Raw genomic sequence first — 25,913 nt, 5'->3', positions numbered from 1 at the left:
TCAACTATGCTTCTTCGATTTCTTCTTGAACTTCCGTAAAGGCTTTAATCGCCTGATCTAAATGCTCTCGTTCGTGTGCGGCAGAAAGCTGAACCCTAATACGAGCTTCTCCTTTAGGAACTACCGGGTAATAAAAACCGATAACATATATCCCTTTATCTAACAAACGTTCCGCATACTTTTGAGCCTTTTTAGCATCATATAACATAATAGGCACTATGGGATGCGACCCATCTTTGATATCAAAACCGGCTTCGGTCATCTTTTGCCTGAAATATGTAGTATTCTCTTCCAGCTTGTCTCGAAGTTCTGTAGTTTCACTTAACAACTCCAGCACTTCAATAGAGGCTCCTGTTATTGAAGGTGCAAGTGTATTGGAGAAGAGATAGGGCCGTGATTTTTGGCGAAGCATATCTACGATCTCTTGTCGCGCAGCAGTAAATCCACCTGATGCACCACCCAATGCCTTACCAAGGGTTCCAGTAATAATATCAATTCGCCCCATAACATCACGGTACTCATGTACACCGCGACCGGTTTCTCCGATGAAGCCAGTAGCATGGCACTCATCCGACATCACCAGAGCATCGTATTTGTCAGCTAAATCACAAATTTTATCAAGCTGTGCTATAGTTCCATCCATAGAAAAGACGCCATCGGTAGCAATAACTTTTACTTCGGCATCTGAAGCTTCTTTTAACTTCTCTTCCAGGGCATCCATATTGTTATGCTCATATACATAACGTTGAGCCTTACACAGCCGCACCCCATCGATAATAGAAGCATGGTTCAGGCGGTCCGATATAATAGCATCTTCCGGACCAAGCAACGGTTCAAAGATACCTCCATTAGCATCAAAAGCTGCAGCATACAAAATAGCATCATCGGTACCCAAAAATTCGGCTAGCTTTTCCTCCAATTCTTTGTGAATAGTTTGCGTACCGCAGATAAACCGGACTGATGACATTCCATAACCGTATTCATCAATCGTTTTTTTAGCGGCCTCTAACACCCGGGGATGCGAGGACAGCCCTAAATAATTATTGGAACAAAAGTTTATAACTTCTTTCCCTTGGTCCGTTTTAATAACCGCTCCTTGGGGAGTAGTTATAATTCTTTCCTCTTTATAAAGGCCTTCTTCTTTTAACTCTTTCAATTCTCCTTGTAAACGCTGCTTAATTTTTTTACCCATATTCTATAATTGATATTTAGTAATAATTTTACTGCTTCAACCAATCAATATCATCTGATTGAAAAGTACTCTATCTAAGTTTTTATTCTTTTTCAAAAATAACTAAGTAAATAAGATTCAGAGCTTAAAATTTTCAAATTTAAAATAAGAAGGACTGGCAGAACTAACAATCTGACTGCTAACCTTAGCTACTGAACGAACAGTGGTACTAAGTTTTCACCTTCTGCTTTTCTTCTCGCTCAAACTCCTCTTTCAAGTACTGACCAGTATAGCTTTCTTCTACTTCCGCGACTTCTTCGGGCGTTCCCTGTGTAATTATTTCTCCACCTCCTACCCCACCTTCCGGGCCTAAATCAAGAATCCAGTCAGCAGCTTTAATGAGATCAAGGTTATGCTCAATAACAATAACGGTATTACCTTTATCAACCAGCTGTTGAATTACATCTACAAGCATGCGAACATCCTGAAAATGTAAGCCGGTTGTGGGCTCATCCAAAATATATAGCGTATCACCGGTACCTACTTTAGCCAGCTCTCGTGCAAGTTTAATTCGTTGTGCCTCACCTCCCGAGAGCGTAGTACTTGGTTGACCAAGGCGCAGGTAACCCAATCCTACATCAACGAGAGTCCCCAGTATACGGTTAATAGCAGGAACAGAATCAAAGAAATCATGAGCTTCATTAACCGACATATTTAACACATCAGATATATTTTTTTCTCTGTAATAGATTTCCAGTGTTTCGCGGTTGTAACGTGCGCCATTGCACGTCTCACAATCCACATATACATCGGGCAAAAAGTTCATCTCAATCTTTCGAACCCCATCTCCGTTACAAGCCTCACATCTACCTCCTTTCACATTAAAGGAAAACCGCCCTTGGTCATATCCCCGAATCTTAGATTCAGGCAGTTCAGCAAACAGCTTTCGAATATGATCAAATACCTTGGTATACGTTCCGGGATTTGATCGAGGTGTTCGCCCAATAGGGCTTTGATCCACAGAAATAATCTTGTCCAGATTATCAATTCCATGTACCTCATCATATGGTAGAGGTACTGACTTAGAATTATAAAATTCGGAAGACAAAATGGGTTCCAACGTCTGGTTAATAAGTGAACTTTTACCACTTCCGCTCACCCCCGTAACACAGATAAACTTGCCAAGTGGAATTTCAACATCCAGGTTTTTTAGATTATGCCCGCGTACATTTTCGAGCCCTACTGATTTCCCATTCCCCTCGCGACGTTCATCAGGATAAGGAACTACTTCCTCATCCTTCAAGAATTTAGCGGTCATAGAATCTGGGTCAAGATCTTCGGGCTTCCCTTCCGTAACAATTTCACCTCCATATTCTCCGGCTCCCGGTCCCAGATCAAGCACATAATCTGCAGCCTCAATAGTTTCCCGATCGTGTTCTACAACGATCACACTGTTACCCAGATCCCGCAAGGTTTCAAGAGACTTTATCAGCTTAACATTGTCTCGCTGATGAAGCCCGATACTTGGCTCATCCAAAATATATAGCACCCCTACCAACTGGGTTCCAATCTGGGTAGCCAGCCGAATACGTTGTGCCTCACCGCCACTCAGCGTTTGTGCTTCACGATCCAACGTTAAATAGTTGAGGCCAACATTAAGTAAAAAATCGACACGGTCACGTACCTCTTTGAGCACCTGACTTCCAATCTTTTGCTGACGTTCGGTTAGTTCCAGGTTATTAATCGTAGTCCGGAGCGTGGTAATATCCATATTCACCAACTCATCGATTGTGTAATCATCAATGCGGTAAGACAGAGCTTCCTTGTTCAACCGTCCACCGCCACACTCTGGGCAATCGATACGAGCCATATATGCTTTTGCCTTGTCGCGCTTTTTATTCGACTTACTCTCCTCGTACTGCTCGCGAATCATCTTTCGCAGTCCCTTGAAGGAGTGTTTATAAGTCACATTATCTTGTCGAAAATCGTAATTTACATCATATTTCTTATCCCCACCCCCTTCAAAAAGAAGGTCTACAGCTTCATCCGAAAACTCTTTGATAGGAGTTTCAAAATCCAGATCCAACGTATCCAGAACTGCATTAAGCTGTTTAAACGCAAAAATATCACGCGGTTCACCCAAAAACCGAATTGCTCCTTCTTCAATAGTCTGTTCTTTATTAGGGATTACCAGATCGCGATCTACATCATAAGTATATCCCAACCCATCACAATTTTGGCAAGCGCCATAAGGTGAATTAAAAGAAAAAATATTAGGAGCCGGATCTTCATAAGCTAATCCACTTTCGGGATCAAAAAGGTTTTGAGAATATAGATGATCCTTAAAAACCACTTCGCCATCCTTTTCTTTAGGTACTGACAAGATCACATTCCCTTCGGCCATTTCAAGAGCTAAGCGAACACTCTCGGCAATACGCTTCTCACTCTTTGTATTAATAACAAATCGATCAACAACTACCTCAATATTGTGCCTTTTATACCGATCTACCTTCATGTCCTCTTCCAGGTCCATCAGCTCTCCATCAACGCGCACCTGCACAAACCCTTGCTTCATCGTTTGTTCAAAAAGTTCACGATAATGGCCTTTTCTACCCCGAACAACAGGCGCCAGGCAATACGCTTTTGTACCTTCCGGCATATCCATAATAGTAGAGACAACTTGATCAGCCGTCTGCTTTTCCATCTTGTTACCTGACTTCCAAGAGTAAGGCACGCCTATGCGCGCATATAACAATCGCAAAAAGTCATAGATTTCTGTAACCGTACCCACTGTCGAACGAGGATTCCGGTTAGTCGTTTTTTGATCAATTGATATTACAGGCGATAATCCATCAATAAAATCCACCTCGGGACGTTCCATCATACCTAGGAACTGCCTGGCATAAGCTGACAAGGATTCCAGAAATCGCCGTTGGCCTTCTGCATAGATGGTATCAAAAGCCAGAGAGGACTTCCCAGAGCCTGAAATACCGGTCACAACGACAAGTTGCTCCCGGGGAATATTAACATCAACATTTTTGAGGTTGTGTTCGCGCGCGCCGCGGATGACTATATTTTCTCGCAAAGTACGTCCAGATTTTTAGATTTAATTAAACTGTAAAAAATACGAATAAATCGTATCTTTTGAAGCTTTATTTCCCGATAAATTTATCTATCAGGAAACACTACTTTTAACTACATTTTTTCTATAATATATCTGGATGAAGGACCTATCCATTGACCTTGTTAAACTCTTTAAAATAAGTACAACAAAATACGGCAAATATGCCTCTTTCGTTGTAGGAGCAACACTAACTTTTCTTGTGCTCGGTATAGTACCTAAGATATATTCTATGTTGTATGCCCCCGAGCAGCCAACAATGGAATCTCAAATTGTTTCTTTTGTCATAACATTGGTACAGGTTTTTTTAAGCCTGGGATTTATCAAAATCATGTTACTATTGGTACAAGATAAGTTTGTAGAAGTAGCTGATATGTTCAATAACTTTAGAATATTTCTGAGCTATTTTGTTGCCAGCTTTCTCTATGGTATTGCCGTGGCCTTGGGATTATTACTTCTGGTAGTACCTGGCATTTACATTTTTGTTCGCTTTCAATTCTATCCTCATATCATCATCGAAGAAGAGATATCAGCCTTCGCTGCGTTAAAAAAGAGTTTTGATTTGTCACAAAACCTCACTCTAGAACTCTTTTTATTACAATTAGTAGTCATTACCCTTAACATTTTGGGCATACTACTGTTCGGAGTGGGTATTGTCTTTACATATCCGCTCACAACAATGGCAACAGCTGTAGCATATAAAAGTATTACAGACAAGGGTGACACTATTCCTTCAACAGCTTTTAAGGCATAACCTATCAGGAACATTTGTCGGCCGTTCCCATTAAAACAACAATAAACCTTAACAACTGTACTTAAAACAGATTAGCAACACTATTCCCATGCGTAATTTATTATTCAAAGGGATTATTATATCAGCACTAATCATATTTATTTCTTGCAAAACAACTCAAACACCCGCGACTGGTGAACCAACACTTTATCCGTTTGTCAAGAACAATCAGGTTGGTTTTCTGGATGATAATTTAAACCCACAGATATCTGCCAAGTTTCGGTTTTTAAATAGCAGGCTTTGGCCCTATCAATTTTCAGAAGGTTTAGCTGCAATCAATTTCTTTGGTGCAATAGGCTATATAGATTATAATGGTGAAGTAGCAATAAAACCTCAGTTTGACCACGCCAAACCTTTCCAAGAAGGCATGGCTCTGGTTCAAAAGAACGGTCACTTTGGCTTCATAGACCGAACTGGTAATTATGTTATCAAACCTCAATTTTATGAAGCCCGTTCTTTCCATAAAGGACTTGCCGCTGTTCAAAAACAGAAAAATGGGCCTTGGGGATACATTAATACGAATGGAGATTATGCTATTCCATTAAAATTTAGCGCTGCTAAAAGTTTTAATCATGGCTTAGCCCTTGTTCAAACACCAGCCCACAAAGAGTGGGGATACATTAACAAAGAGGGAAAGACGGTTATTAACCCAACTTACACCAAGGCAAAATCCTTTTCTGAAGGACTGGCTCCTGTTCAACTTAAATACAAGCAATGGGGATATATCAATACCAATGGAGCTATTCTAATTGCCTCTACATTTTTAGAGGCCCAACCCTTTTCTGAGGGCAAAGCTGTAGTTGCCATGCCGCAGGATAATAATAACCTTGAAAAAAAGAAGTACGGATTCATTAACAAGCGTGGAACATTTGTTATCGAACCTCGTTTCGATAAAGCATTTAGCTTTCATGAAGGCATTGCCCGTATTAAGCTTAATAATAAGTTTGGCTTTGTTGATACCAAGGGTAATATGATAACCGAACCCATTTATGATCTAGCTTGGGATTTTCAGTCAGGCATGGCAATGGTTAAGCTGGGCAACAAGTATGGTTACATCAATAAACAGGGAATATTTGTGATGGAACCATTAAGCTAACTACCACTTATGTATATCAAAATCCTTTTAACAAACTATAATCCCATTTCAATTGCTCCTAAGCACATATTTCGGTATCCTTAGGGCTTATTAGAATGTACTCAGAATAATATTTACAATGTACTCCAAAAGAACTGTGGCTCCCGAAGTAGCAAACCCCAACGATTGGTCTCCTCTTTCCTGGAAAGATTATCCTGTTAAACAACTTCCTACTTATCCTGATCAGGAAGAACTGGAAGAGGTATATGATCAGCTCAGAGATAACCCTCCGTTAATTACGTCTTGGGAAGTTGAGGCGCTTAAAAAACGCCTTGCCGACGTATCAGCTGGAAAAGGATTTCTATTACAGGGAGGCGACTGCGCCGAAAGTTTTGCAGACTGCAAATCTCCAAAGATTGTAAATCTACTTAAGGTTTTGATGCAGATGAGCTTCATCCTTATTCACGAGATGGAGACATCTGTTGTGCGCGTGGGGCGTATCGCCGGACAGTATGCTAAACCTCGCTCTAGGGATTATGAAATTGTTGATGGAGAAAAGATCCCAAATTATCGCGGTGACCTAATTAATAGCATTACTCCTGAACTTGAACAGCGTATTCCCGATCCCAAACGCTTACTGACGGGATATAACAAGTCTTCACTAACGCTCAACTTCTTGCGTGCGCTCTCTAATGAAGGATTTGCAGATTTGCATCACCCTGAATACTGGGAGCTCGACTTTATGCAGGAGAATGAGTATTACAAAGAGTATGAGGCCATGGTTAACTCCATCCAGAAAGCAGTAAACTTTATGGAGACCATCACGCCTAACCAGTTTAATACGCTCCAAAAAATTGATGTATATACCTCTCATGAAGGGCTTAACCTCTGGTATGATTCTGCACAAACACAACGTGTACCCCGACGCCAGGGGTGGTACAACCTGAGTGCCCATATGGTGTGGTTAGGAAATAGAACACGTGACTTGGACGGAGCCCACGTCGAATATCTGCGTGGTATTCGAAACCCCATTGGTATTAAAATGGGGCCAAACTATGATATGGATCATACACTCAAACTAATTGAGCGGCTTAACCCTATTCACGAACAGGGGAAAATCGTACTCATTACCCGTTTTGGGGAAGATCAGGTTGAAGATGGCCTTCCAGATTTAATAAAACGGATCAAACACGAAGGAATGCCAGTAGTATGGAGCTGTGACCCTATGCATGGTAACACTTTTGCAACTGATGATAATATCAAGACACGTAATTTTGATGCTATTATTTCTGAAATTCGAAAAACCTTTGCAATCCACCGCGAGCAGGGTAGCTACCTCGGCGGAGTTCATCTTGAGCTTACCGGTGACAACGTTACTGAATGTGTTGGCGGTGCAAAAGGCTTACATGAAGGGGAACTGCATAAGAATTATGAAACATACTGCGATCCCCGCTTAAATTACCAGCAAAGTCTTGAGTTGGCTTTTCTTATTGCCAAAGAATGGAATCAAAGCTATAAATAGAGTTAATGGGTAATAGTTATTGAAATAAGAGATGCAATAACTATTACCCCTCTCTGTTCCCCTCCCTGTCACAAATACAGGCAAACTGTCGGTTTGACTAAATAGGCTGTGACATTTTTTTCCTTTCCTTTTGGCAGCCTGTAAAAAACGCAGATCTTTGTTGGCTGAATGTCATATCCCCTACCTTTAAATACCGTTGGCATAGGTATTGCTCCCATAAAAGTGAATTTGATTCAAACAACATCGAATAAAAATAATTTCGAGGTACCAGTTATGACACTTATGAAATATACACGACCAGGCAGCAATGCGATGTCTAAGCAGTTCTCTGATATTATGGACGAATTTTTCAACGACGCCGTAAATTCTCGTCGGGGTACGTTTGTTCCAACAATAGATATTTCTGAAACGGAAGATGAGTTTCAAATTACTGCTGAACTTCCCGGAATGGACAAAGATGATATTACCATCAACTTAGAAAATAGCCGGCTTTCTATTAGCGGTGAACGTAGTTTCGAAAAAGAAGAAACTGGCAAGAAGTTTCATAGAGTAGAGTCTAAGTACGGCTCTTTTGAACGCTCATTCCAACTGCCCGACAATGTTGATGAAAGTAGCATTTCAGCTACGTATGACAACGGATTGTTGAATATCGCTATTCAAAAAAGTGAACAAGAAGTAACAAAGAAAATTGAAATCAGCTAAAATACAGCTGATTTGATAATCCCCAACATGCGGGAGTGCCCGTGAACCGGTACTCCCGCTTCTTTTTTATTATTAGTGCACAATAATAACCACTTCAAAGTTGTTTATTGAACTGTCAGAATTTAAAAATTATTAATCCTGTATTATAAAACGGAGTTAATTATGAAACGATCGCGTTCAACCTATGCACTTTGGGCAATAGTCGCTGTTTTAGTAGTCGGTTTTTATTCAATTGAGCTACAGCCCAACCAAGCTTCTGTGTTTTCGGTGCCCAGCTTTTCAGCTGACGAAGAAACAGAGATAGTTAAAAATAAGTCTACTCCTTCACTACAAGAATTTAATGATGCAATTGTTGAAGTAGCTGAAGAAGCGAAATCTACTGTTGTAACCGTAACAGTCACACAAACTGTTCAAGCACGACCTAATCCACTATCGCGTTTCTTTGGGGACCCACGAGACCAACAGCCTAAACGCTACGAAAGAGAAGGACAAGGATCGGGGGTTATCGTATCAAAAGATGGATATATTCTCACCAATAATCACGTAGTTGAGAATGCTGACGAAGTAGAAGTACAGCTATATAATGACAAGGTTTACAATGCTAAAGTGGTGGGTACAGATCCCCAAACGGATATTGCTGTTCTCAAAGTAAAGGCAGAGGACCTCAATGTTATCAAACTCGGTAATAGTGAAAAAGCCCGTGTTGGGGAAATGGTATTGGCTATTGGCAGCCCCCTAAATAATGGACTTGCCCACTCTGTTTCTATGGGTATTGTATCTGCCAAAGATCGTAGCATTGGTATTATTGAAAGAGGTGCCGGTTATGAGAACTTTATCCAAACTGATGCCGCTATTAATCCCGGAAACTCTGGGGGAGCACTCGTTAATATGGAAGGAGAGCTGATTGGCGTTAACACCGCTATTGCTTCACGATCAGGTGGCAGTGATGGCATTGGCTTTGCAGTACCTGTAGATATTGCTAAGCGTGTTATGAAATCAATTATTGAAAAGGGTAGAGTTGTTCGCGGTTACTTGGGTATTACGACCGGCGGTGAAGTTGATGACACTATGGCCCGTGCCCTAGGACTCAATAAATCATACGGTATCATCGTAGGTGCTGTAAAAGATGATGGCCCTGCTGACAAGGCTGGCCTGCAAGAAGATGATATTATCCAGACCCTTAATGACAAACCGGTGCGAAACTGGAATTCTTTGCGGACTACTATCGCTACCTCTTCACCTGGCACTGAAGTTGAATTGGGAATTATTCGGGATGAAGAAAAAATGACCCTCACTGTAACACTAGGTGAACTCCCCGAAGATTTAATGACTGATAATAATCAAAGCCGCCCAGATGTAGATCTGGAAGAACAGCTTGGCTTTAGCGTAACTAACCTAAGCCCAGAAATAGCTCAGGAACTAGGAGTCAGCCGCAACCAAGATGGCGTTGTTGTTACGCAGATTTCACGAAGAAGCGATGCCTATCAACAAGGCTTGCGACAGGGATATATCATTACTGAAGTTAATAGAGAACCGGTGGCAAACCTCTCTGAATTTAATGAGGCGATGAATAAGCTTATGGAACAAAAGAAAGATATTGTTCTACTCCGCGTGAAAACAAAAAATGTTAACCAGCTTATTGCTTTCGAACTCTAATGCGATAAGGCTATTTATTAAAGTTTAAAGCCCTCTGGTTAATTTCAGAGGGCTTTTTTTATGACAAGCTGACGAACTACAGCCACAAAGTTGACAATTCGTTAGCTTTTAGATTCTGGCACTCTATTTGCTCTATTATATAGTGAAATTTAGAAAAAGCTCTATGATGGCATAATTACATTATGGAATACAAAAATTATTACGATATACTCGGTGTTAGCAAGAATGCCTCTCAAGATGAAATAAAGAAGGCATATCGTAAGAAAGCCGCCAAATACCATCCGGATAAAAACCCTGACGACCCTTCTGCGGAAGATAAGTTTAAGGAACTTGGGGAGGCATACGAGGTTTTGCAAGACCCCGAAAAGCGTAAACTATATGATAAGGTTGGTAAAGACTGGAAAAAATATCAGCGTGCCGGCGGTACTGCTGATGGCTTTGATTGGTCAGACTATGCCCGTCAAGGTCGTGGTCGAGGCTTTAATGGCGGCCAGCAATACCAAACCGGATTTGATATCAACGATCTCTTTGGCGGTGGCGGCCGTAGTGGTGGCCAGCAGAGACAGGGGCAAGGACAAAGTTTTTCAAGCTTTTTCGAAACTATTTTTGGCGGTGGAGGTGGCAGCCCATTTGGCCAACAAGCTCAAAGTAAGCGTTCTCGGCGCTATCAAAGCAATGCTCGCACACAGGGCCGCAAAGCATCAGCTAAAAAGAATTTAAATGCCGAAGTCACCATCCCTTTACAACAGGCATATAATGGAACTTCACGAACTATCCGGGTAGGGGGAGAAAAGATGAAAGTTAAGATCCCGGCGGGCATTGAAGATGGACAACGTCTTAAATTAAAAGGCAAAGGTTCTACCAAAGCCCGTGGAGGTGCCCGAGGTGACCTGCTGCTTACCGTTCGTATTGATATGCCGGAGGGCTATGAGCGCAAAGGAAACAATCTCTACTACGACCATCCCCTTGACCTCTATACCGCTGTACTTGGGGGCGATACTGTTGTTGATACCATTGCCGGTAAAGCTAAATTGACTATCCCTGCCGGTACCTCCAGTGGCAAACTATTTAGGCTCAATGGTATGGGTATGCCTAAATTCCGTAACTCCTCGAAAAAAGGTGATTTATTGGCTCGCATGCAAGTTCAAGTCCCCGAGGACTTATCGAAAGAAGAAGAAAAGCTGTTTAAAAAGCTGGCAGCAAAGAGTGAAAGCTAAGATACGATCTCTTTCTGCTCAAAGTTTTTGAAATTAAGATATAAAGAGATCATTAAAACCAATATAAAAAGAGTGCCGGTGGTAAAGTCAACTATTCCGGCCTTCATCTCAATACCTGTCAGTTGTTGAATCAAAAACTGGATATATGAATTAGGCATATCAGTGTAGCCTAATTTATCTCGTACCTGCCAGTGCCAATGCGTACACGGGCAGTACCCAAAACCATACCATACCCCTAGTCCAAACCATGAAAAGGCCGTCAATAAGAGCGTTACTAAATTCCATCGACGTGTCCATTTCCAAATCCATCCCAATAGATTAAAGAGGATAAATATGGTATGGCCAATAATAAAGATGATATCCAGCAGGCTATACATCTTAAAAAAAGTTAAACTATTTACCTTTCTGATAAAAAGTATGCATATTCAACATCGAGTCAAACCCCTATCAGAATATTTCATCCATGTTTTTTACACTCTTCTTTGCCATTTTGCTATTATTACCAACTACTAATGACCGTGGCACTGCTATTTGGGGTGCCAATGGTCATCGAATTGTAGGAGACATTGCAGCAGATTATTTAAATCCTGAGGCTAAAGAGGCTGTCGATCGTGTATTAGGCCCTACTTCAATGGCCATTGCCAGTACTTGGATGGATCGTATTAAATCTGATCCTGCTTATGACCATACTCATAGCTGGCACTGGGTAACAATCCCTGATGGGATGACATATGCGGAAACAGAAAAAAATCCTGATGGGGATCTTATCAATACTATTCGTACTATTGTTCGAGAGTTAAAAAGTGGTGCCCTCAATAAGCAAGAGGAACAAGAAAATCTAAAAATGCTTATACATTTGATTGGCGATATTCATCAACCTTTGCATGTAGGCACTGGTAAAGATCGCGGTGGTAATTCCACAAAGGTTGAGTGGTTCTATGAGGAATCGAACCTGCACCGTGTTTGGGATTCAGAAATGATCAAAGATCGTAAATTGAGTTATACTGAGTTTTCTACGGCTATTAACCACCCTACTAATGAGCAGCTGAAAGATTGGCAAGACTCTGGGGTTTTGGACTGGGCAAGAGAATCTATGAAACTTCGTGAGCAAGTATATGATTTGCCTGACGATCGCCAGATTGGCTATGAATATAGCTATCGAAACTACGAACTTCTTAATAAGCGTCTTCTTAAAGCCGGTGTTCGTCTTGCCGGAGTTCTCAATGAGATTTATGGCAAATAAGAACTAACCGTTACATGTAGTTAAGAAGTTATTAATGCTTGTTAAGAAAAAATAGATGATTCAACTATAATAGTATGAGCGGGATGCTCGCACTTATGGCTGCTCTATTTATTGGAAGAAAAATATCCCCAGCACATTCTTAGCTGAATATTTCCTCCATTACCTTTTCATGCGTTTCCATCGCCTTTTCGCCCCATAATACAAATCGTATTAAGCGTACAGATCTCAATACTGAAGCTTCCTCCTTAATTGTACGAAAGGCAACATCGGCAGCATCTTCCATGGGATAGCCAAAAGCCCCTGTTGAAATTGAAGGAAAAGCTACAGTTCCAATGTTATGATCTTTAGCCAGTTGTAACGCATTACGGTAACAATTAGCCAGCAGCTCCTCTTCTGGTTCATCACGTCCATATACAGGTCCTAAGCAATGGATTACATAATCATTCGGCAGATTATGAGCCCCGGAAATAACAGCTTCGCCTGGTTTGATGGGTGCCATAGGGCGAGTTTCTTGTGCCAGTTTGGGACCCGCTGCCTGATGTATTGCGCCGGCAACGCCACCACCTGTGCGAAGCTGGGCATTAGCTGCATTAACCACTGCTTCAATATCAGATTGACTGGCAATATCTCCTCGCTTGAGTTCAATACTCACATCTTCAATTGTAACTGTATTCATATCTCCGTCAGATTTATTAGCTTTTTACTTAAAACGTAATATCCAAGATACTTTCATTCAATACCTTTCCAGACTTACCTGATAAGAGCCCCCCTCATAGAACTTCACTTATCCCTCGTTTAAACGTATTTCGTATTCAAACCCCCTGTCGATATGTGATTTTGACAATATATATCCCCAAAAATCGCCTTATACACTGTCAAACATGCTTACTCTAATTTGATGTTGGCAGAAAGCTGTTATTTTTCTGATGAAAAGACAATAGTACGTACATTCTTTGTATTATGATTCTGTAATTTAGGCATAATTGTAAGCGCGGTATGGTATTAGCACATATTATGGTGAAAGGATAAAAAGAAAATTTCTAAATAGAATTACTCCATTATGAATTTGGATAAACTTACGCTTAAAGCACAAGAGGCTGTAAAAGATGCGGTTGACTTAGCTTCGGAGAACAACCATCAAGCCGTTGATCCATCGCATATTTTATTGGCTTTGGTATCGGATTCTGACAATGTGGTAAACACCATACTCAATAAGGTTGGAGTTCGACTACCACAGTTGAAAACAGAACTACAGAGTCGGGTTGATAAACTCCCGGTTGTTAAAGGAGCCTCTGTATCGGGACAGTATTTGTCCAATGATTCCAAAGGACTTTTTGATGAGGCTCAGAAATCAGCTGATGAACTTGGAGACGAATATATCAGCTCAGAACATGTGCTCATCGGGATGCTGGAAACCAATAACAAAGCCGGCAATCTGCTAAAAGAGCACGGCGTCAAAAAGCAGGATGTCTTAAAAATATTGCAGGATGTCCGTGGCTCTCAAAAGGTTGACGACCCCAACGCAGAAAGCCGTTATAATGCGCTGGATAAATATGCGCGCGATCTTAACGAAGAAGCAGAAAAGAACAAACTTGATCCTGTTATTGGGCGTGACCATGAAATACGGCGCGTCATGCAGATTCTATCGCGCCGTACTAAAAATAACCCCGTATTGATTGGGGAGCCCGGTGTCGGTAAAACGGCTATTGCCGAAGGCTTGGCCCTGCGCATTACTAAGGGTGACGTGCCGGAAAGTCTCAAAAGCAAACGCATTGTAGCCCTTGATATGGGGGCACTAATGGCCGGTACTAAATTCCGCGGGGAATTTGAAGAACGTCTGAAAGCGATTGTAAATGAAATTACCGACTCAGCCGGTGAAATCATTCTCTTTATTGATGAAATTCATACACTTGTAGGAGCCGGGGCAGCCGAAGGTTCAGTCGATGCCGCTAACATCCTAAAGCCATCACTGGCTCGCGGCGAACTCCATGCCATCGGTGCTACCACCCTTGATGAATATCGAAAACATATTGAGAAAGACCGTGCCCTGGAACGCCGCATGCAGAAAGTACTTATTAATGAACCTTCCGTTGAAGACACGGTCTCTATCCTGCGTGGCCTGCAAGAACGCTATGAACTTCATCACGGAGTAAAGATTCGCGATGAAGCACTCGTTGCAGCTGCTGAGCTTTCACACCGCTATATTAGCGAGCGTTTCTTGCCGGATAAAGCAATTGACCTTATTGATGAATCTGCCTCTCGACTACGGCTGGAGATTGATTCCATGCCTGAAGAACTCGATCAGGTGGAACGACAAATTCGTCAGCTCGAAATTGAGCGGGAAGGATTGAAACGTGGCGATAACAAAGAAAAAATCGAAAATATCGAGAAAGAGCTGGCCGACCTTGAAGAGAAACGTTCGACCATGCGCAACCAGTGGGATACTGAACGCGATCTCATAAAGAAAACACGCGATCTGAAAAAAGCTATTGAAACGGCCCGCAACCAGGCTGAAAAAGCTGAACGGGAAGGCAAATACGAAAAGGTAGCAGAGCTGCGCTACGGCACTATAAACCAGCTAGAAACAGATCTTGAAGAGACCAAGGAGAAGCTGGATGAAGTGCAGGAAGGCCGAGCAATGCTTAAAGAAGAAGTAGAATATGAGGATATTGCCGATGTTGTTTCTCGCTGGACCGGCATCCCGGTAACAAAAATGCTGCAAAGTGAACGTGAGAAATTAGTTCACCTTGAAGATGAACTACACAAGCGTGTAGTAGGACAAGATCCTGCTATCGAAACCGTTTCCAATGCTGTGCGCCGATCTCGGGCCGGACTGCAGGATGCACAGCGCCCAATTGGTTCGTTCTTCTTCCTTGGTTCAACCGGTGTTGGTAAAACTGAGCTGGCTCGTTCTCTGGCCGATTTCCTCTTTAATGACGAGGATGCGATGATTCGTATTGATATGAGTGAGTATATGGAGCGGCACAGTGTAAGCCGACTGGTAGGAGCCCCTCCCGGCTATGTGGGCTATGATGAAGGCGGACAACTGACAGAAGCTGTACGCCGCAAGCCATACTCTGTAATCTTGCTGGATGAGATCGAAAAAGCACATCCCGATGTATTTAACATGCTTCTGCAGGTGCTTGATGAAGGTCGACTGACCGATAACAAAGGAGTTACGGTCGACTTTACGAATACAATCATCATCATGACCAGTAACATCGGCTCACATATCATTTCTGAAAAGATTGAGGAAACAGGCGGTGAATTTACCGATGAGGTATACAGCAAGCTTCAGAACAAGCTGATGGATCGACTCAAGAAGAAGATTCGCCCGGAATTCCTGAACCGTGTGGATGATATTATTGTGTTCCACCCACTGAACAAAGAACATATCCGAGAGATTGTGGATATCCAGCTGAAACGGGTACACAAGATGCTTGACAAGAAAGATATCAAACTGTCAGTATCTGAACCTGTTAAAGACTGGCTGGCCGAACGTGGTTACGATCCGGTCTATGGCGCGCGTCCGCTTAAGCGTCTGATACAGACCAAGATTATTGATCAGCTGGCTACCGAACTCATTAAACGACAGGACGAAGGTGAAACATACTTTGAGGCTACCATCAGTGACGATGGTGAACGCATAGAGTTTGCAGAAATCTATGAGGATGCCGAAGCCTGGGCGAAATAGCAAATGACATAAATAATCATATTTCAAGACCCATTGGAATTAATAACCAATGGGTCTTTTTTTACTATACCATCCCAACTATATATTTCGGGACTGTTTCAAATCTTATCGTCTCACCAGAACCATCTTTTTAACGATTGATTGTCCCTTAAAATCAATCCGGCAAAAATAGATCCCTGAAGCGTATCCAGTTGCATTCCAGAGTTCACTGTGTGAACCCGGCGAATATAATCTCCGCGTAACTTCCTCAATAAATTGTCCTTTTATATTCCAAACCGTAAGGCGTACCATACCGGATTCGGTAAGTGAAAAGGTAATATTGGTAGTACCCCTAAATGGATTGGGATAATTACCCACCGAATCGACTTTTGTTATAGGTACTGTTGATTCCTGGATTAATTCTTTTACCCTGTTTCGTATTTGAGGCAATTGAGTATATAGATTTTCTCCCGGACACAATGTATTACAACCATCACGATGCCCACTTATGGTTTTTAAGTTTTGCTGGCTCGAAGAATGATATTGAATAGCCAAGGGATCGATATTCTTTTCGTCGGATTTCCATGCTAGTAAATTGGAAAGTGATTTTTTTGCCTCTTCCCTCGGAGCCACCTCCTCAAAATTACCCATTAGACAAACCCCCATCGTATTGGAATTGGTACCACAAAAATGAGCACCCTGCACCTCATCATCGCCATCAACCCATCCACGCCCCTGGTAAACTATCCCATTGGGATCTATCAACCAGTTATACCCGATATCACTCCACCCATTAGTGTTTACATGGTAATCCCATATTGCCCTAACTACAGCAGGCCAGTCATCAGTACTGTTTGTACCCGCGGAGTGGTGTACAATTTGATGCGTCACATCCGTCAAAGGATACGGTCCGCTCGGCTGTTGGCCATCGGGACAATCCCAATCGGTACGGCTTACAAAATCAGGCATGGGATACTCCTTTCCATTCGATTCATACTCTTTTTGGAGAGTTACTTCTTTATTTTTCTCTTGGATTTCTTTTAAGCGTTTGGGATCAGTAGCACCGGGACTGGTAAAAGAAATGGCTAAAGAACGTAAACGGGCGTTTCCAGTTATACTTGCTGATCGACGCTTTAATACTAACCGAAACTGAACAGTAGCTATAGTCTCGGACAAAAACTGTAATCTCCCAACAAGCGTATCCTTACTGTCTGTAAGGTGGGTATCCCATTTAATCTCCCTCCATGCTGACCATTGTTGGGTATTGTCTAGAGATCGGATTTCAATTTGAATAGCTGATAATTGATCAACTGCATTATCTAACACCAACCGACTGCCTAAAGCTAAAAAAGGAGTTACCTGCTGAATTGGCACATCAATAACATCAGACAACAAAACTGCATCTTTATCCGGGTTCTCTTTTCTCAGCCCTTTCTGCGTTTTAACAACGTTACTCGTTTTTAGTAAATGACCAGCTGTATCAAAATTGATCTTAACATGTTCTGAGGTGATATTTGCAACCCCCCTACCTTGGTTCGCAACATTTTTTTGAGCTGTAATTGCGGGTGCTCTAACCAATAGCATTGCTAAGAGCCCAAGCAACGTACCGAATCTAAAATCCATCGTTAAATTTATCTTTGGATATCCTTGGTATTGGCTGTAACTGAATGAATATAAATTGGATATCCAAATGAATGTTCCAATAACCTTTCTAAAACAGAAAGTCTGAACTTACCTCAGTTTTGATGAAACGGAACAAAAAACATATACATTCTAAAACAGACCTATAATTAATCCTGCTACACCAAATCCTATAAGGTGGTATCCTCCGTTAATGGCAAAAAGCTTTAACGACATATCATTAAAAAAAATAAAGCGACATGGATTACCATGTCGCTCCATAAAAAAGTTTGTATATACCTCACTACTATCCCAACAAATTCTCCGGATTTAAGCCCTTCAAATCATCTGAAATAAATTTGCGACCCTCACGGATCTTTTCATCGTCGAGATATACATCAGCGCCGATACACACAAGATCCCAGTGGATATTACTCTCGTTACCGTTCGGGGCAATTTCGTAGTCATTTCCGAGCGTCAGGTGGTTAGATCCGTATATCTTTTCATCGAAAAGGATATCATACATCGGCTCTTTAATTACGGGATTAAGCCCAAAACTAAACTCTCCAAACTGACGCGCGCCGGCATCGGTATCCAAAATATCCTGCAGGGCCTCATTATTGGATGAATCCGAATCGATAACGACCCCATCACGAACCTCCAGTTTTACATATTCAAAGGGATTCCCCTGGTAGACTGAAGGGGCATAGGTGATATGCCCATTAACAGAAGATAATACCGGAGATGAAAACAGTTCTCCATCAGGAATATTTCGTTTCCCAAAGCAGGGGATCCAGGTCTGTCCTTTTACCGAAAATTCGATGTCTGTACCTTCCCCTTCCAGGCGAATCATATCGGTATCTTCAAGGCGAGCTTGCAGGGGCTTCATCGCTTCAGCCAGCTCTGTATAATCCAACAGACAGGCCTTGTAATAAAACTCCTCAAACTCGTGCGTTGGCATCTTGGCATTCATCGCAAAAGCTTCAGAGGGATAGCGCAGCACTACCCATTTGGTATTATTTACTCGCTCTTTATAGTGCACGGGATCCAGAAAATGATCAGCGTAGGCTTTATTTTCCTTTTTACCGACATTGGCCTTCTCATAAATATTCAATGAGGCACGCACTCCTACAAAGGCATCCATCTTCTTCATCTTGGGCAGCTGATCGTTCTGAGCCTGTCCTTTCCAAAACTCCTCATCACCGGTTTCGATAAGCATGCGCTGCACTTGGGTGTCTTCAATCTGCACATAGGGATTCACTCCCATCGCCCGGGCATGCTCAACCAAGGCTCGAAGCAATCCGATTCCATTAAGGCCCATCAGCTGTAGCATTACATTTTGTCCCTTTTCCAGTTCACAACTAAACTCTAATATTTTCTTTGCTAACTTTTTATCTTTATTTGAGTAAATCATAAATCGCAAATAATTAAATTATCATCATTACCAGTTACTTACAGAGCAATACAGCCCTTCCTCTTTTCGAGGAGATTATGCCACCGTAGGCTAATACTTTTAAACGGAAGCATAACTCCCCTGATACTGTTCATTAATTATGTAGATCTTATTAAGTCTCCTTGGCAAACAGCATATTAAGTAACTATACTTCAATGTATAAGATATTACAATCTGGAGAGATCCGTAACCCCAATTATTATTTACTCATTAATAATCGTAATTCCATTTGATATCCACCCCTTGCCGAATACCATTTCCCTGCCTTATAAGCAGTTTAAGATCTTTGCGTAGCATATATTCAAGTAAAAAACTTGTATCTGGTGTCGAACCCGTAATCACATTTTGTATAGCCAGAAATACTTTGGGATTTAAATACCAGCCTGTCGTAATCTGCGTACCACTTTCTTCCCCCACCTGAATATTATCAATCTTAACTACGTCGATACCCAGCTTCTGTGTTGCCAATGCTTCTACTCTATCCAACAGAACATCGAGAGCTACATTAGCGGCAGAATTATTTCCCGAACCGGCAACAACCTGTTTCCATGAGTTGAGAGCATAGAAAGGCTGACCAAAAATGGTATAGCTTATAATATTTTCTAACTGCATAGTGGGGCGACTCTCATACTTGAATTTTGGATTTTCAACAGTCCCCTCAATGATATACCAGATCGTAATATCTTCTTGTGTTTGCGGAGGTTGATATCTCGTCCGTATTGAAAGTTTAGGATTCGTAGGATCACCAGAAAAAACCACACTCCCCTCCTCTAAATTAAATCGTTTACCAAAAGGGCGGGCATACCCACCGGGTGTTCTAATAGTTCCAAAAAGTTCAAGATCTTCTGCTTTCTCTTTTACTAAATCAAGAGCTCCATTCAGCTCAACCTCCATCTCCAGATAGCGATTATTACGGATATAGAACCTTCTATCAAAAGAAATATTCATGTCCAAGGCCAGCGAATCATACATATTAACATTCACTGCTGGCTGGTCAAGTGTATCGAGCTGTACGGTCTCCACTGATTTCTCCCCAAAGTTATTTAGCTTCAGAAATCCACTTACAAAAGACAGGTCTCCTGACATTTTAGGCTGACTCACCTTACCGCCAGCATTAGCATCAAGGTTAATAACTGCATTATATTGATCAGTATTGGCAATACGGAAATTCTTAGCTCTCAAATCTATATCTAATGCACCCGGTTCCATATTTCTTAAACCAACCTTTCCACTGGCAGTCATAGTTCCGTTATCACTATCAGCAGAGAACTCTTTTAGCTGAACATGGTCCGATTCGAAATCCAGAGCAGCTTGCACATTTTTAACCTTTATTCCTGCAGGTACTAATTGCAATGCGCCATTATCAAATACTAATTCACCGTCTGTTTTTAGATCTCCTATACTCCCCGAAAATTGTACAGCCCCATTCAATCTCCCTTTCACTTTTCGGACCCGGCGGCGATCTAAGAAATCATTCACTGCAGCAAGATTAAAGTCATTAGTTTCTATATCTACAAAAATTGAATCTTGTTTTGCAGGGAGGCCCAACTCAAAGGTCCTCAAATTAATATAAAAAGGAACTTCGCTTTTTATATCTGCTGCCTTTTGACCTAATGATAATACAGAAGCATCAAGCTCAACTTCTTCTACCGCATGATTATAATCAAAACCTGCAGTCACCGAGTCCACCGATACCCCAGAAAGCGTGGCCTTACTCAAGGTAGCATCGGCAACGAAACGCGGGTCCCCTGCTTTACCATCAAGGGTTCCACGAAATGAAAATAACCCGGTCGTGTTTGTAACTCCCACCTCTGCAAAAATAGATTTAAAACGGTCGATAGATATTTTACGCACCTGTATACTACCATGTACCGGTTCCTCGAAAAAACGATCAGTTAACTTTTCAGGATTTCCCAACTTAAATGGCAGATTGGCCTGTCCGGTAATCAACTCCTGCTGATCGTGCTTTACGGACAAATCCCCTTTCAAACGCTGATTTGCAATATTTCCCTGTAGCAATAACGTATCAAAACGGGTCTCTTTATATTCTACATCTGATAAAACCAACTCTCCCTGAGCGTTAAGTGCTGTGTCATTTCTGGAAAATTCCATCCTGCCCGACAGCATCCCTTTAATAAGCGTTTTATCCAACAAACAGCTCTGGACAACTGCTGTATTTAGAGCCTCACCATGAATCACAGCCTCCTGCTCATTTGCATTTAATACTGGTATTGCCATTTCAAAAAAGGCTCCATCACCGGATGACACCCGCATTCTTTCCATTCGAAACGTATCCCCGGTTAACGTCATATCAAAAGAGTTTTCAAGGCTTAATATGCGATAATCACTGATAATATTATATTCTCGCGTTCGTACACGGATAGAATCCGTTTCGATCCTATAATCTCCTGAATGTTCAATCCTACCTTCATTAGGACTCGAAAACTGAAGGTCGAACTGCCCATTTGCAGAAAATTCAGAATATGCTCCTCGGCTTTGGAGTTCCAAATCCTGAACTTTTACTCCCGAAAATATGGGCGTTTCCAAATCTATATTTAGCTTATACTCTAATGCCTTAAGAATTCTGGTATTCAATGCGCCTTTGGCCCTATCCGCAGCAAATACCTGCCCATATGTCAGATTTGCAAAATCAAAAGCTCCTCTAAATTCCAGACCATTCCCATTAATAGGGCGTAAACGGCCAGTGACCTGCCCTTTGACACCTAACTCCTCTACATCTACCAACGGAGCTAACGATTTAACATCTTTTAGTTGTAGATCTAAAGTAAGTTCATTTTGTGCATCATATCTCTTCAGGATATTCATTTGCCCCTTCAACGTTCCTTCAGCAATAGTACTTTGCAATCGTGCACTGTCAATTACAGCGATGGAATCATCAAGAGTAATGTGGGAAGAAAAACTGCGTAATAACTCCCCATTCACCAGAGAAGAATCGATATCTACGGTAGAGTTTAAACTAAGGTTTGGGATATCTTTTCCTTGCCCCTTGCCGGTAACAACAGCATTTATTGCCGTTTTAAAATCCTCTATCCCCATTAAAGCAGCAACATCGAGATCCCGACTTTCCAATTCATAGCTGAATGACGGGATTTGATGCAAATTCTTCACCTTAGCCATTACTTCCAACATGCCTTTTCGAATATCAAACTGGCTGTCAAGGGATATCTCCTCACTACTTATTTTCCCCTTCATTGTACCTTCTGAAATTGGCTGCCCCATCAATCGGCTTTTATTAATTGTAAGAGCATAGCTCCACGGGTTCTGTTGGGGATACCACCCCCTTCCTGACACTTCAGTAGTAAAAGATAAACGTCCGCCATAGGTAGAGTCCTCTGCCCAATAACCGGGATTAAAACGCTCAGCCCGAATTTGAGCACCAACCATTGGATAGTCAGACCATAACTGCTCTGAAGTTACACTAGCATCCAACTGCTGTTGACCTGCATTTAACTCCAAATCAAACGTTGCCTTCGCATCATCAACCTTTCCTTCCCCGTTAAACTGATCGATATTATAAGAAGCATAATTAACATCGTGCCCAGAAATCTGAAAAGCGCCATAGCTGTTACGATAATCGGCCAAAGGGAACTGCCCATTAAACCTGGCATTAAACTGGGCCAAGGCCGGCAGTGTTGTATCGGCTAGTAGTATGACTGGATCAAAATGTTTGATCTCTGTAGAAAGCTCTTCCAAAACCAATCCCTCATCCCAATGCAGTTGACTGGTGAGAGCGAACTTTTCGAGACCGGGGGCATGCACATTCAAAGTAGACCTAAACTGCCCTTTGCTACCCTTAACCCCTATATTTACACGCATATCTTTACGTACCGGTATCTCTTCTGCATAAGCCATAATATCCTCCCAAGATACCGGAGAAGCGTCAACACTTAATTGACCGCTTGAATCTTGCGTACTTACTGAAGCGCGACCTTCTATCATTGACCGTCCGGTTGCCATTACCAGCTTCTCCAGGGTTAGCTTCTCCTTATCAGCTGATGCCACAGTTGTTAGTTGAACCGGCCCCGACAATCGTTTTTCGTACAGTTTAAACGACAAATTCTGTAGATCTATATTGTATGATTCACCATATTCAAAACTACTTGCAATCTCCCACTCCTTAATTGTAAAACCATCCACAGGTAACAAACTATCAGAAGTTACCGATACCAAACCGTTATGTAGTTTAAAACTCCGAACCCCGATTGCCCATCCTGTACTACCAGATGCTGTATCGGGCGACTCTTTGACTATCGACTGAATATTCCATCTCCCACTTTTTTCCTCCAAACCTATCGTTGGACGAAAGATATCCAGCCTATCGACGTCAACTTTTCCCCCAACAAGAGGCCAAATATTGTAGGATATAGTTAAAGAATCTACATTCACCAACGTATCTTCACCTTGAGTCAAAGAAATTTCTGAAATAGAAAGGTGATTCCACAAATCCCCGGACAAATTGCCAATCACTAATTGCCCATCAATATTTTCGTTGACAGAATGCCTGACAGTATCTTTAACCCAGTTTTGAACGATCTTTGTCTTTAATGATAACCGCGCCAACAGCAGGCATACCCCCACCCCCAGCAAACACCACAACAAGCGTTTGCCCCATTTTTTAAAACTGCTATGTCGGATAGATTCCTCAGTCATTAAAATGCTTGCCCTATACTTAGGTGTATACCAATTCTATCCCAGGCACTTCCAAAATCCTGCCCATTATATCTATTTAAATCTTCATCAGTGGGATTAATCTTATACCCCACATCTATTCGTATTGGGCCCACCGGGGATTTGTACCGCAAACCTCCCCCCGCTCCAAATTGAATGGGCCTTGTATTTGTACGATGGAATGTATGCCATACCTGTCCGCCATCCAGAAAGAAAGCAATACCCAAACCATCAACAAAAAAGTTAAGTTCTTGACGGACCTCAATATTAAAACTGACCATTGCACGCCCGCCTCGTGGAATATACTTCTTAAAACCTGTACTGTCAGTTTGAGCACGTTTAGGCCCAAGCTGTTGACGATGCCAACCCCGCACCGAATTAGTACCACCTAAATAAAATCTTATATTCTTGGGAAGAGAATCAGACGGTACATTATATAAAGCCCCTCCCTGGAGGCGTGTTGCCAGCATAGTAGTATTAGAAAGACGTGTAAAACGCCGAATATCAGCCGATAACTTTTGAAACTGAAACGTAGCCAATCCAAATAACCCCGAAAGTTCTAAATACGGTTGAAAAACCCATCCCTCTTGTTCACGGCCCAATGTTTGATTATAGTATCCACTAAACTGGAAAGAAGACAGGTCATACTCCAGAGTGGTATCAGGCAAACTGCTATCAAGTCGCTGTGAAAGTTCTTTGTTTTTCGTGAACTCATAAGAGCCGGAAGCCGTTAAATTCTCGGTATAACGATAAATTAAACTATTAGTAATTCCAGCTCGTAGCAGTTCATAATTGTTCTGCAAAAGGTGCTGCCCAAAAGGAGATATAGCCACACTGCTTTTCGTGTTATAGAGATACGGGAAAAGATAATCCAGTCGGAGTGACTGTTCAATAAAAGAACCGTGGGCTGTTGCTGTTAATCGGTGTCCCCGTCTGGCAACATTTCGATGCTTCCAGCTCACTTGTCCCCGCAAATACTCTTCAGTTCCAAATCCTGCCATCAACTCAACAGAACGAAGATCATGCTCACGCACTCGCATCTGTAGATCTAAGGTAGAATCTTTTTGTTGTTCAGGAATGCTAATCGTCACAAACCGGAAAAGATGGTTGTTAAATAGCTCCTTTTGTGCAGTTCTTAACTTTTTTAAACTATAACGTTCTCCTTTTTTGAGATCTCCTTCTCTCAAAATATATTTTTCTGAAATGCTTTCAGCCCCTTCCACTGAAATGTTATTAATATACGTTCGGGGTCCCAAATCCCCCTTAATTGTTAGGTAAGCCGATAGTTTGGAAGTATCAACCTTTGCCTCAACCGAAACCTGGGCATAAGCAAAACCGAGGTTTTTAAATACATCAGTGAACGTACCAATTACTTCCGGCTCCCGTATCGTTTCATATCTCCTGCCTTTACGATATGCTTGTCTCTCTTTAACTCGCTGGAATGATTTATCTTTCTGTATTTCTGCTATCTCGGTACGTTTCGCTTCGAACTTATATCTTACAGACTGAATACGAATAGGTAGTTGCTCATCAATTTCAAAAACAACCTTTTTTTTCCAAGATTTACCCTCCTCCTTAATGCGATAACTAACCTGAACATTAACAAAGCCCCGCCTGCGATAATAGTTCTGCAACCGGATTACATCTTTTTTTATCTTTCTCTCATCAATGGCATAGCCCGTTTGGTCCCAAAACGATAGCTTTTCCCAAAATGTTGGTTGTTCAGTCGCAATCTGTTCAGACAACACCATCGCCGAATACTGATCATTACCTTCAAATCTCACTTTCCAAACCTGGTCGGGTATACCGGCTTCTTGGGCAACAGCCTGTGGTATTGGCAGAAAAGAGATCCCCACAAATCCCATTAAAAAAAAGAAAAAAAATCGTGACCCCATTAAGCTAGCAGGCAAGGTTAAAAATGGCTTATTCAAAAAAGGTATTCAATAATAAGATATTGGGAGAATGCATCAAAAAGAGA

At 41.8% G+C, this 25,913-nt stretch carries 16 protein-coding genes; 8 read left to right on the top strand and 8 right to left on the bottom strand.

What is annotated here, in order from left to right:
• Positions 1 to 4 precede the first annotated feature (4 nt).
• Both kbl and uvrA read right to left on the bottom strand, forming a co-directional pair.
• The gene (gene kbl, locus FCN14_RS12070; RefSeq protein ID WP_138431530.1) at positions 5 to 1,192 is read right to left on the bottom strand and encodes a glycine C-acetyltransferase; all 1,188 of its coding nucleotides are present in this window, start codon (positions 1,190 to 1,192) and stop codon (positions 5 to 7) included.
• A gap of 208 nt (positions 1,193 to 1,400) precedes the next feature.
• Positions 1,401 to 4,256, bottom strand: a complete 2,856-nt coding sequence (gene uvrA, locus FCN14_RS12065; protein ID WP_138431529.1) for an excinuclease ABC subunit UvrA — start codon at positions 4,254 to 4,256, stop codon at positions 1,401 to 1,403.
• 136 nt (positions 4,257 to 4,392) lie between these two features.
• On the opposite strand from uvrA, the gene FCN14_RS12060 reads away from it, so the two are divergent.
• From FCN14_RS12060 to FCN14_RS12035, 6 genes are all read left to right on the top strand, one after another.
• A complete protein-coding gene (locus FCN14_RS12060) occupies positions 4,393 to 5,046 on the top strand; it encodes a DUF975 family protein (RefSeq protein ID WP_138431528.1) in 654 nt (217 codons plus the stop codon).
• Between the two features lie 88 nt (positions 5,047 to 5,134).
• On the top strand, positions 5,135 to 6,181 hold the full coding sequence (locus tag FCN14_RS12055) for a WG repeat-containing protein (RefSeq protein ID WP_138431527.1): 1,047 nt from the start codon (positions 5,135 to 5,137) through the stop codon (positions 6,179 to 6,181).
• Positions 6,182 to 6,299: 118 nt separating this feature from the next.
• Positions 6,300 to 7,682, top strand: coding sequence for a 3-deoxy-7-phosphoheptulonate synthase class II (locus FCN14_RS12050; RefSeq protein WP_138431526.1), 1,383 nt, complete (start codon positions 6,300 to 6,302; stop codon positions 7,680 to 7,682).
• Positions 7,683 to 7,955: 273 nt separating this feature from the next.
• Positions 7,956 to 8,384, top strand: coding sequence for an Hsp20/alpha crystallin family protein (locus FCN14_RS12045; RefSeq protein WP_138431525.1), 429 nt, complete (start codon positions 7,956 to 7,958; stop codon positions 8,382 to 8,384).
• A 162-nt stretch (positions 8,385 to 8,546) separates the two neighbouring features.
• Complete coding sequence (locus FCN14_RS12040) at positions 8,547 to 10,040, top strand: Do family serine endopeptidase (protein ID WP_138431524.1); 1,494 nt, start codon at positions 8,547 to 8,549, stop codon at positions 10,038 to 10,040.
• Positions 10,041 to 10,222: 182 nt separating this feature from the next.
• The gene (locus tag FCN14_RS12035; RefSeq protein WP_138431523.1) at positions 10,223 to 11,257 is read left to right on the top strand and encodes a DnaJ C-terminal domain-containing protein; all 1,035 of its coding nucleotides are present in this window, start codon (positions 10,223 to 10,225) and stop codon (positions 11,255 to 11,257) included.
• Here the strand turns inward: FCN14_RS12035 and FCN14_RS12030 are convergent.
• Positions 11,254 to 11,634, bottom strand: coding sequence for a DUF2784 domain-containing protein (locus tag FCN14_RS12030; RefSeq protein WP_138431522.1), 381 nt, complete (start codon positions 11,632 to 11,634; stop codon positions 11,254 to 11,256). The two genes, FCN14_RS12035 and FCN14_RS12030, sit on opposite strands and share 4 nt — an antisense overlap.
• 86 nt (positions 11,635 to 11,720) lie before the next feature.
• Here FCN14_RS12030 and FCN14_RS12025 point away from each other — a divergent pair, with 86 nt between their 5' ends.
• Positions 11,721 to 12,500, top strand: coding sequence for a S1/P1 nuclease (locus FCN14_RS12025; protein ID WP_138431521.1), 780 nt, complete (start codon positions 11,721 to 11,723; stop codon positions 12,498 to 12,500).
• Between the two features lie 139 nt (positions 12,501 to 12,639).
• Here the strand turns inward: FCN14_RS12025 and FCN14_RS12020 are convergent, their stop codons facing one another.
• Positions 12,640 to 13,176, bottom strand: coding sequence for a macro domain-containing protein (locus FCN14_RS12020; protein ID WP_138431520.1), 537 nt, complete (start codon positions 13,174 to 13,176; stop codon positions 12,640 to 12,642).
• A gap of 384 nt (positions 13,177 to 13,560) precedes the next feature.
• Between FCN14_RS12020 and clpB the strand changes: the two genes are divergently transcribed.
• Positions 13,561 to 16,194: an ATP-dependent chaperone ClpB gene (gene clpB, locus FCN14_RS12015; RefSeq protein WP_138431519.1), complete on the top strand. Its 2,634-nt coding sequence runs from the start codon at positions 13,561 to 13,563 to the stop codon at positions 16,192 to 16,194.
• Positions 16,195 to 16,299: 105 nt separating this feature from the next.
• Here the strand turns inward: clpB and FCN14_RS12010 are convergent, their stop codons facing one another.
• From FCN14_RS12010 to FCN14_RS11995, 4 genes are all read right to left on the bottom strand, one after another.
• A complete protein-coding gene (locus FCN14_RS12010) occupies positions 16,300 to 17,796 on the bottom strand; it encodes an N-acetylmuramoyl-L-alanine amidase (RefSeq protein WP_138431518.1) in 1,497 nt (498 codons plus the stop codon).
• Positions 17,797 to 18,100: 304 nt separating this feature from the next.
• Positions 18,101 to 19,207, bottom strand: a complete 1,107-nt coding sequence (locus FCN14_RS12005) for an aminopeptidase (protein WP_246043161.1) — start codon at positions 19,205 to 19,207, stop codon at positions 18,101 to 18,103.
• Between the two features lie 249 nt (positions 19,208 to 19,456).
• Entirely contained in the window at positions 19,457 to 23,917 is a 4,461-nt protein-coding gene (locus FCN14_RS12000) for a translocation/assembly module TamB domain-containing protein (protein WP_138431517.1), read from the bottom strand.
• Positions 23,917 to 25,830 carry a BamA/OMP85 family outer membrane protein gene (locus FCN14_RS11995; RefSeq protein WP_138431516.1) on the bottom strand — a complete coding sequence of 638 codons (1,914 nt, stop codon included), beginning with the start codon at positions 25,828 to 25,830 and terminating at the stop codon, positions 23,917 to 23,919. The genes FCN14_RS12000 and FCN14_RS11995 overlap by 1 nt, the downstream gene beginning before the upstream one ends.
• Between the last annotated feature and the right edge of the window lie 83 nt (positions 25,831 to 25,913).

Origin of the sequence: Fodinibius saliphilus (assembly GCF_005869845.1) — a bacterium.
GTDB lineage: Bacteria > Bacteroidota > Rhodothermia > Balneolales > Balneolaceae > Fodinibius > Fodinibius saliphilus.
The sequence above is the reverse complement of the archived record's forward strand: the minus strand, read 5'-3'. Positions and strand labels throughout refer to the sequence as shown.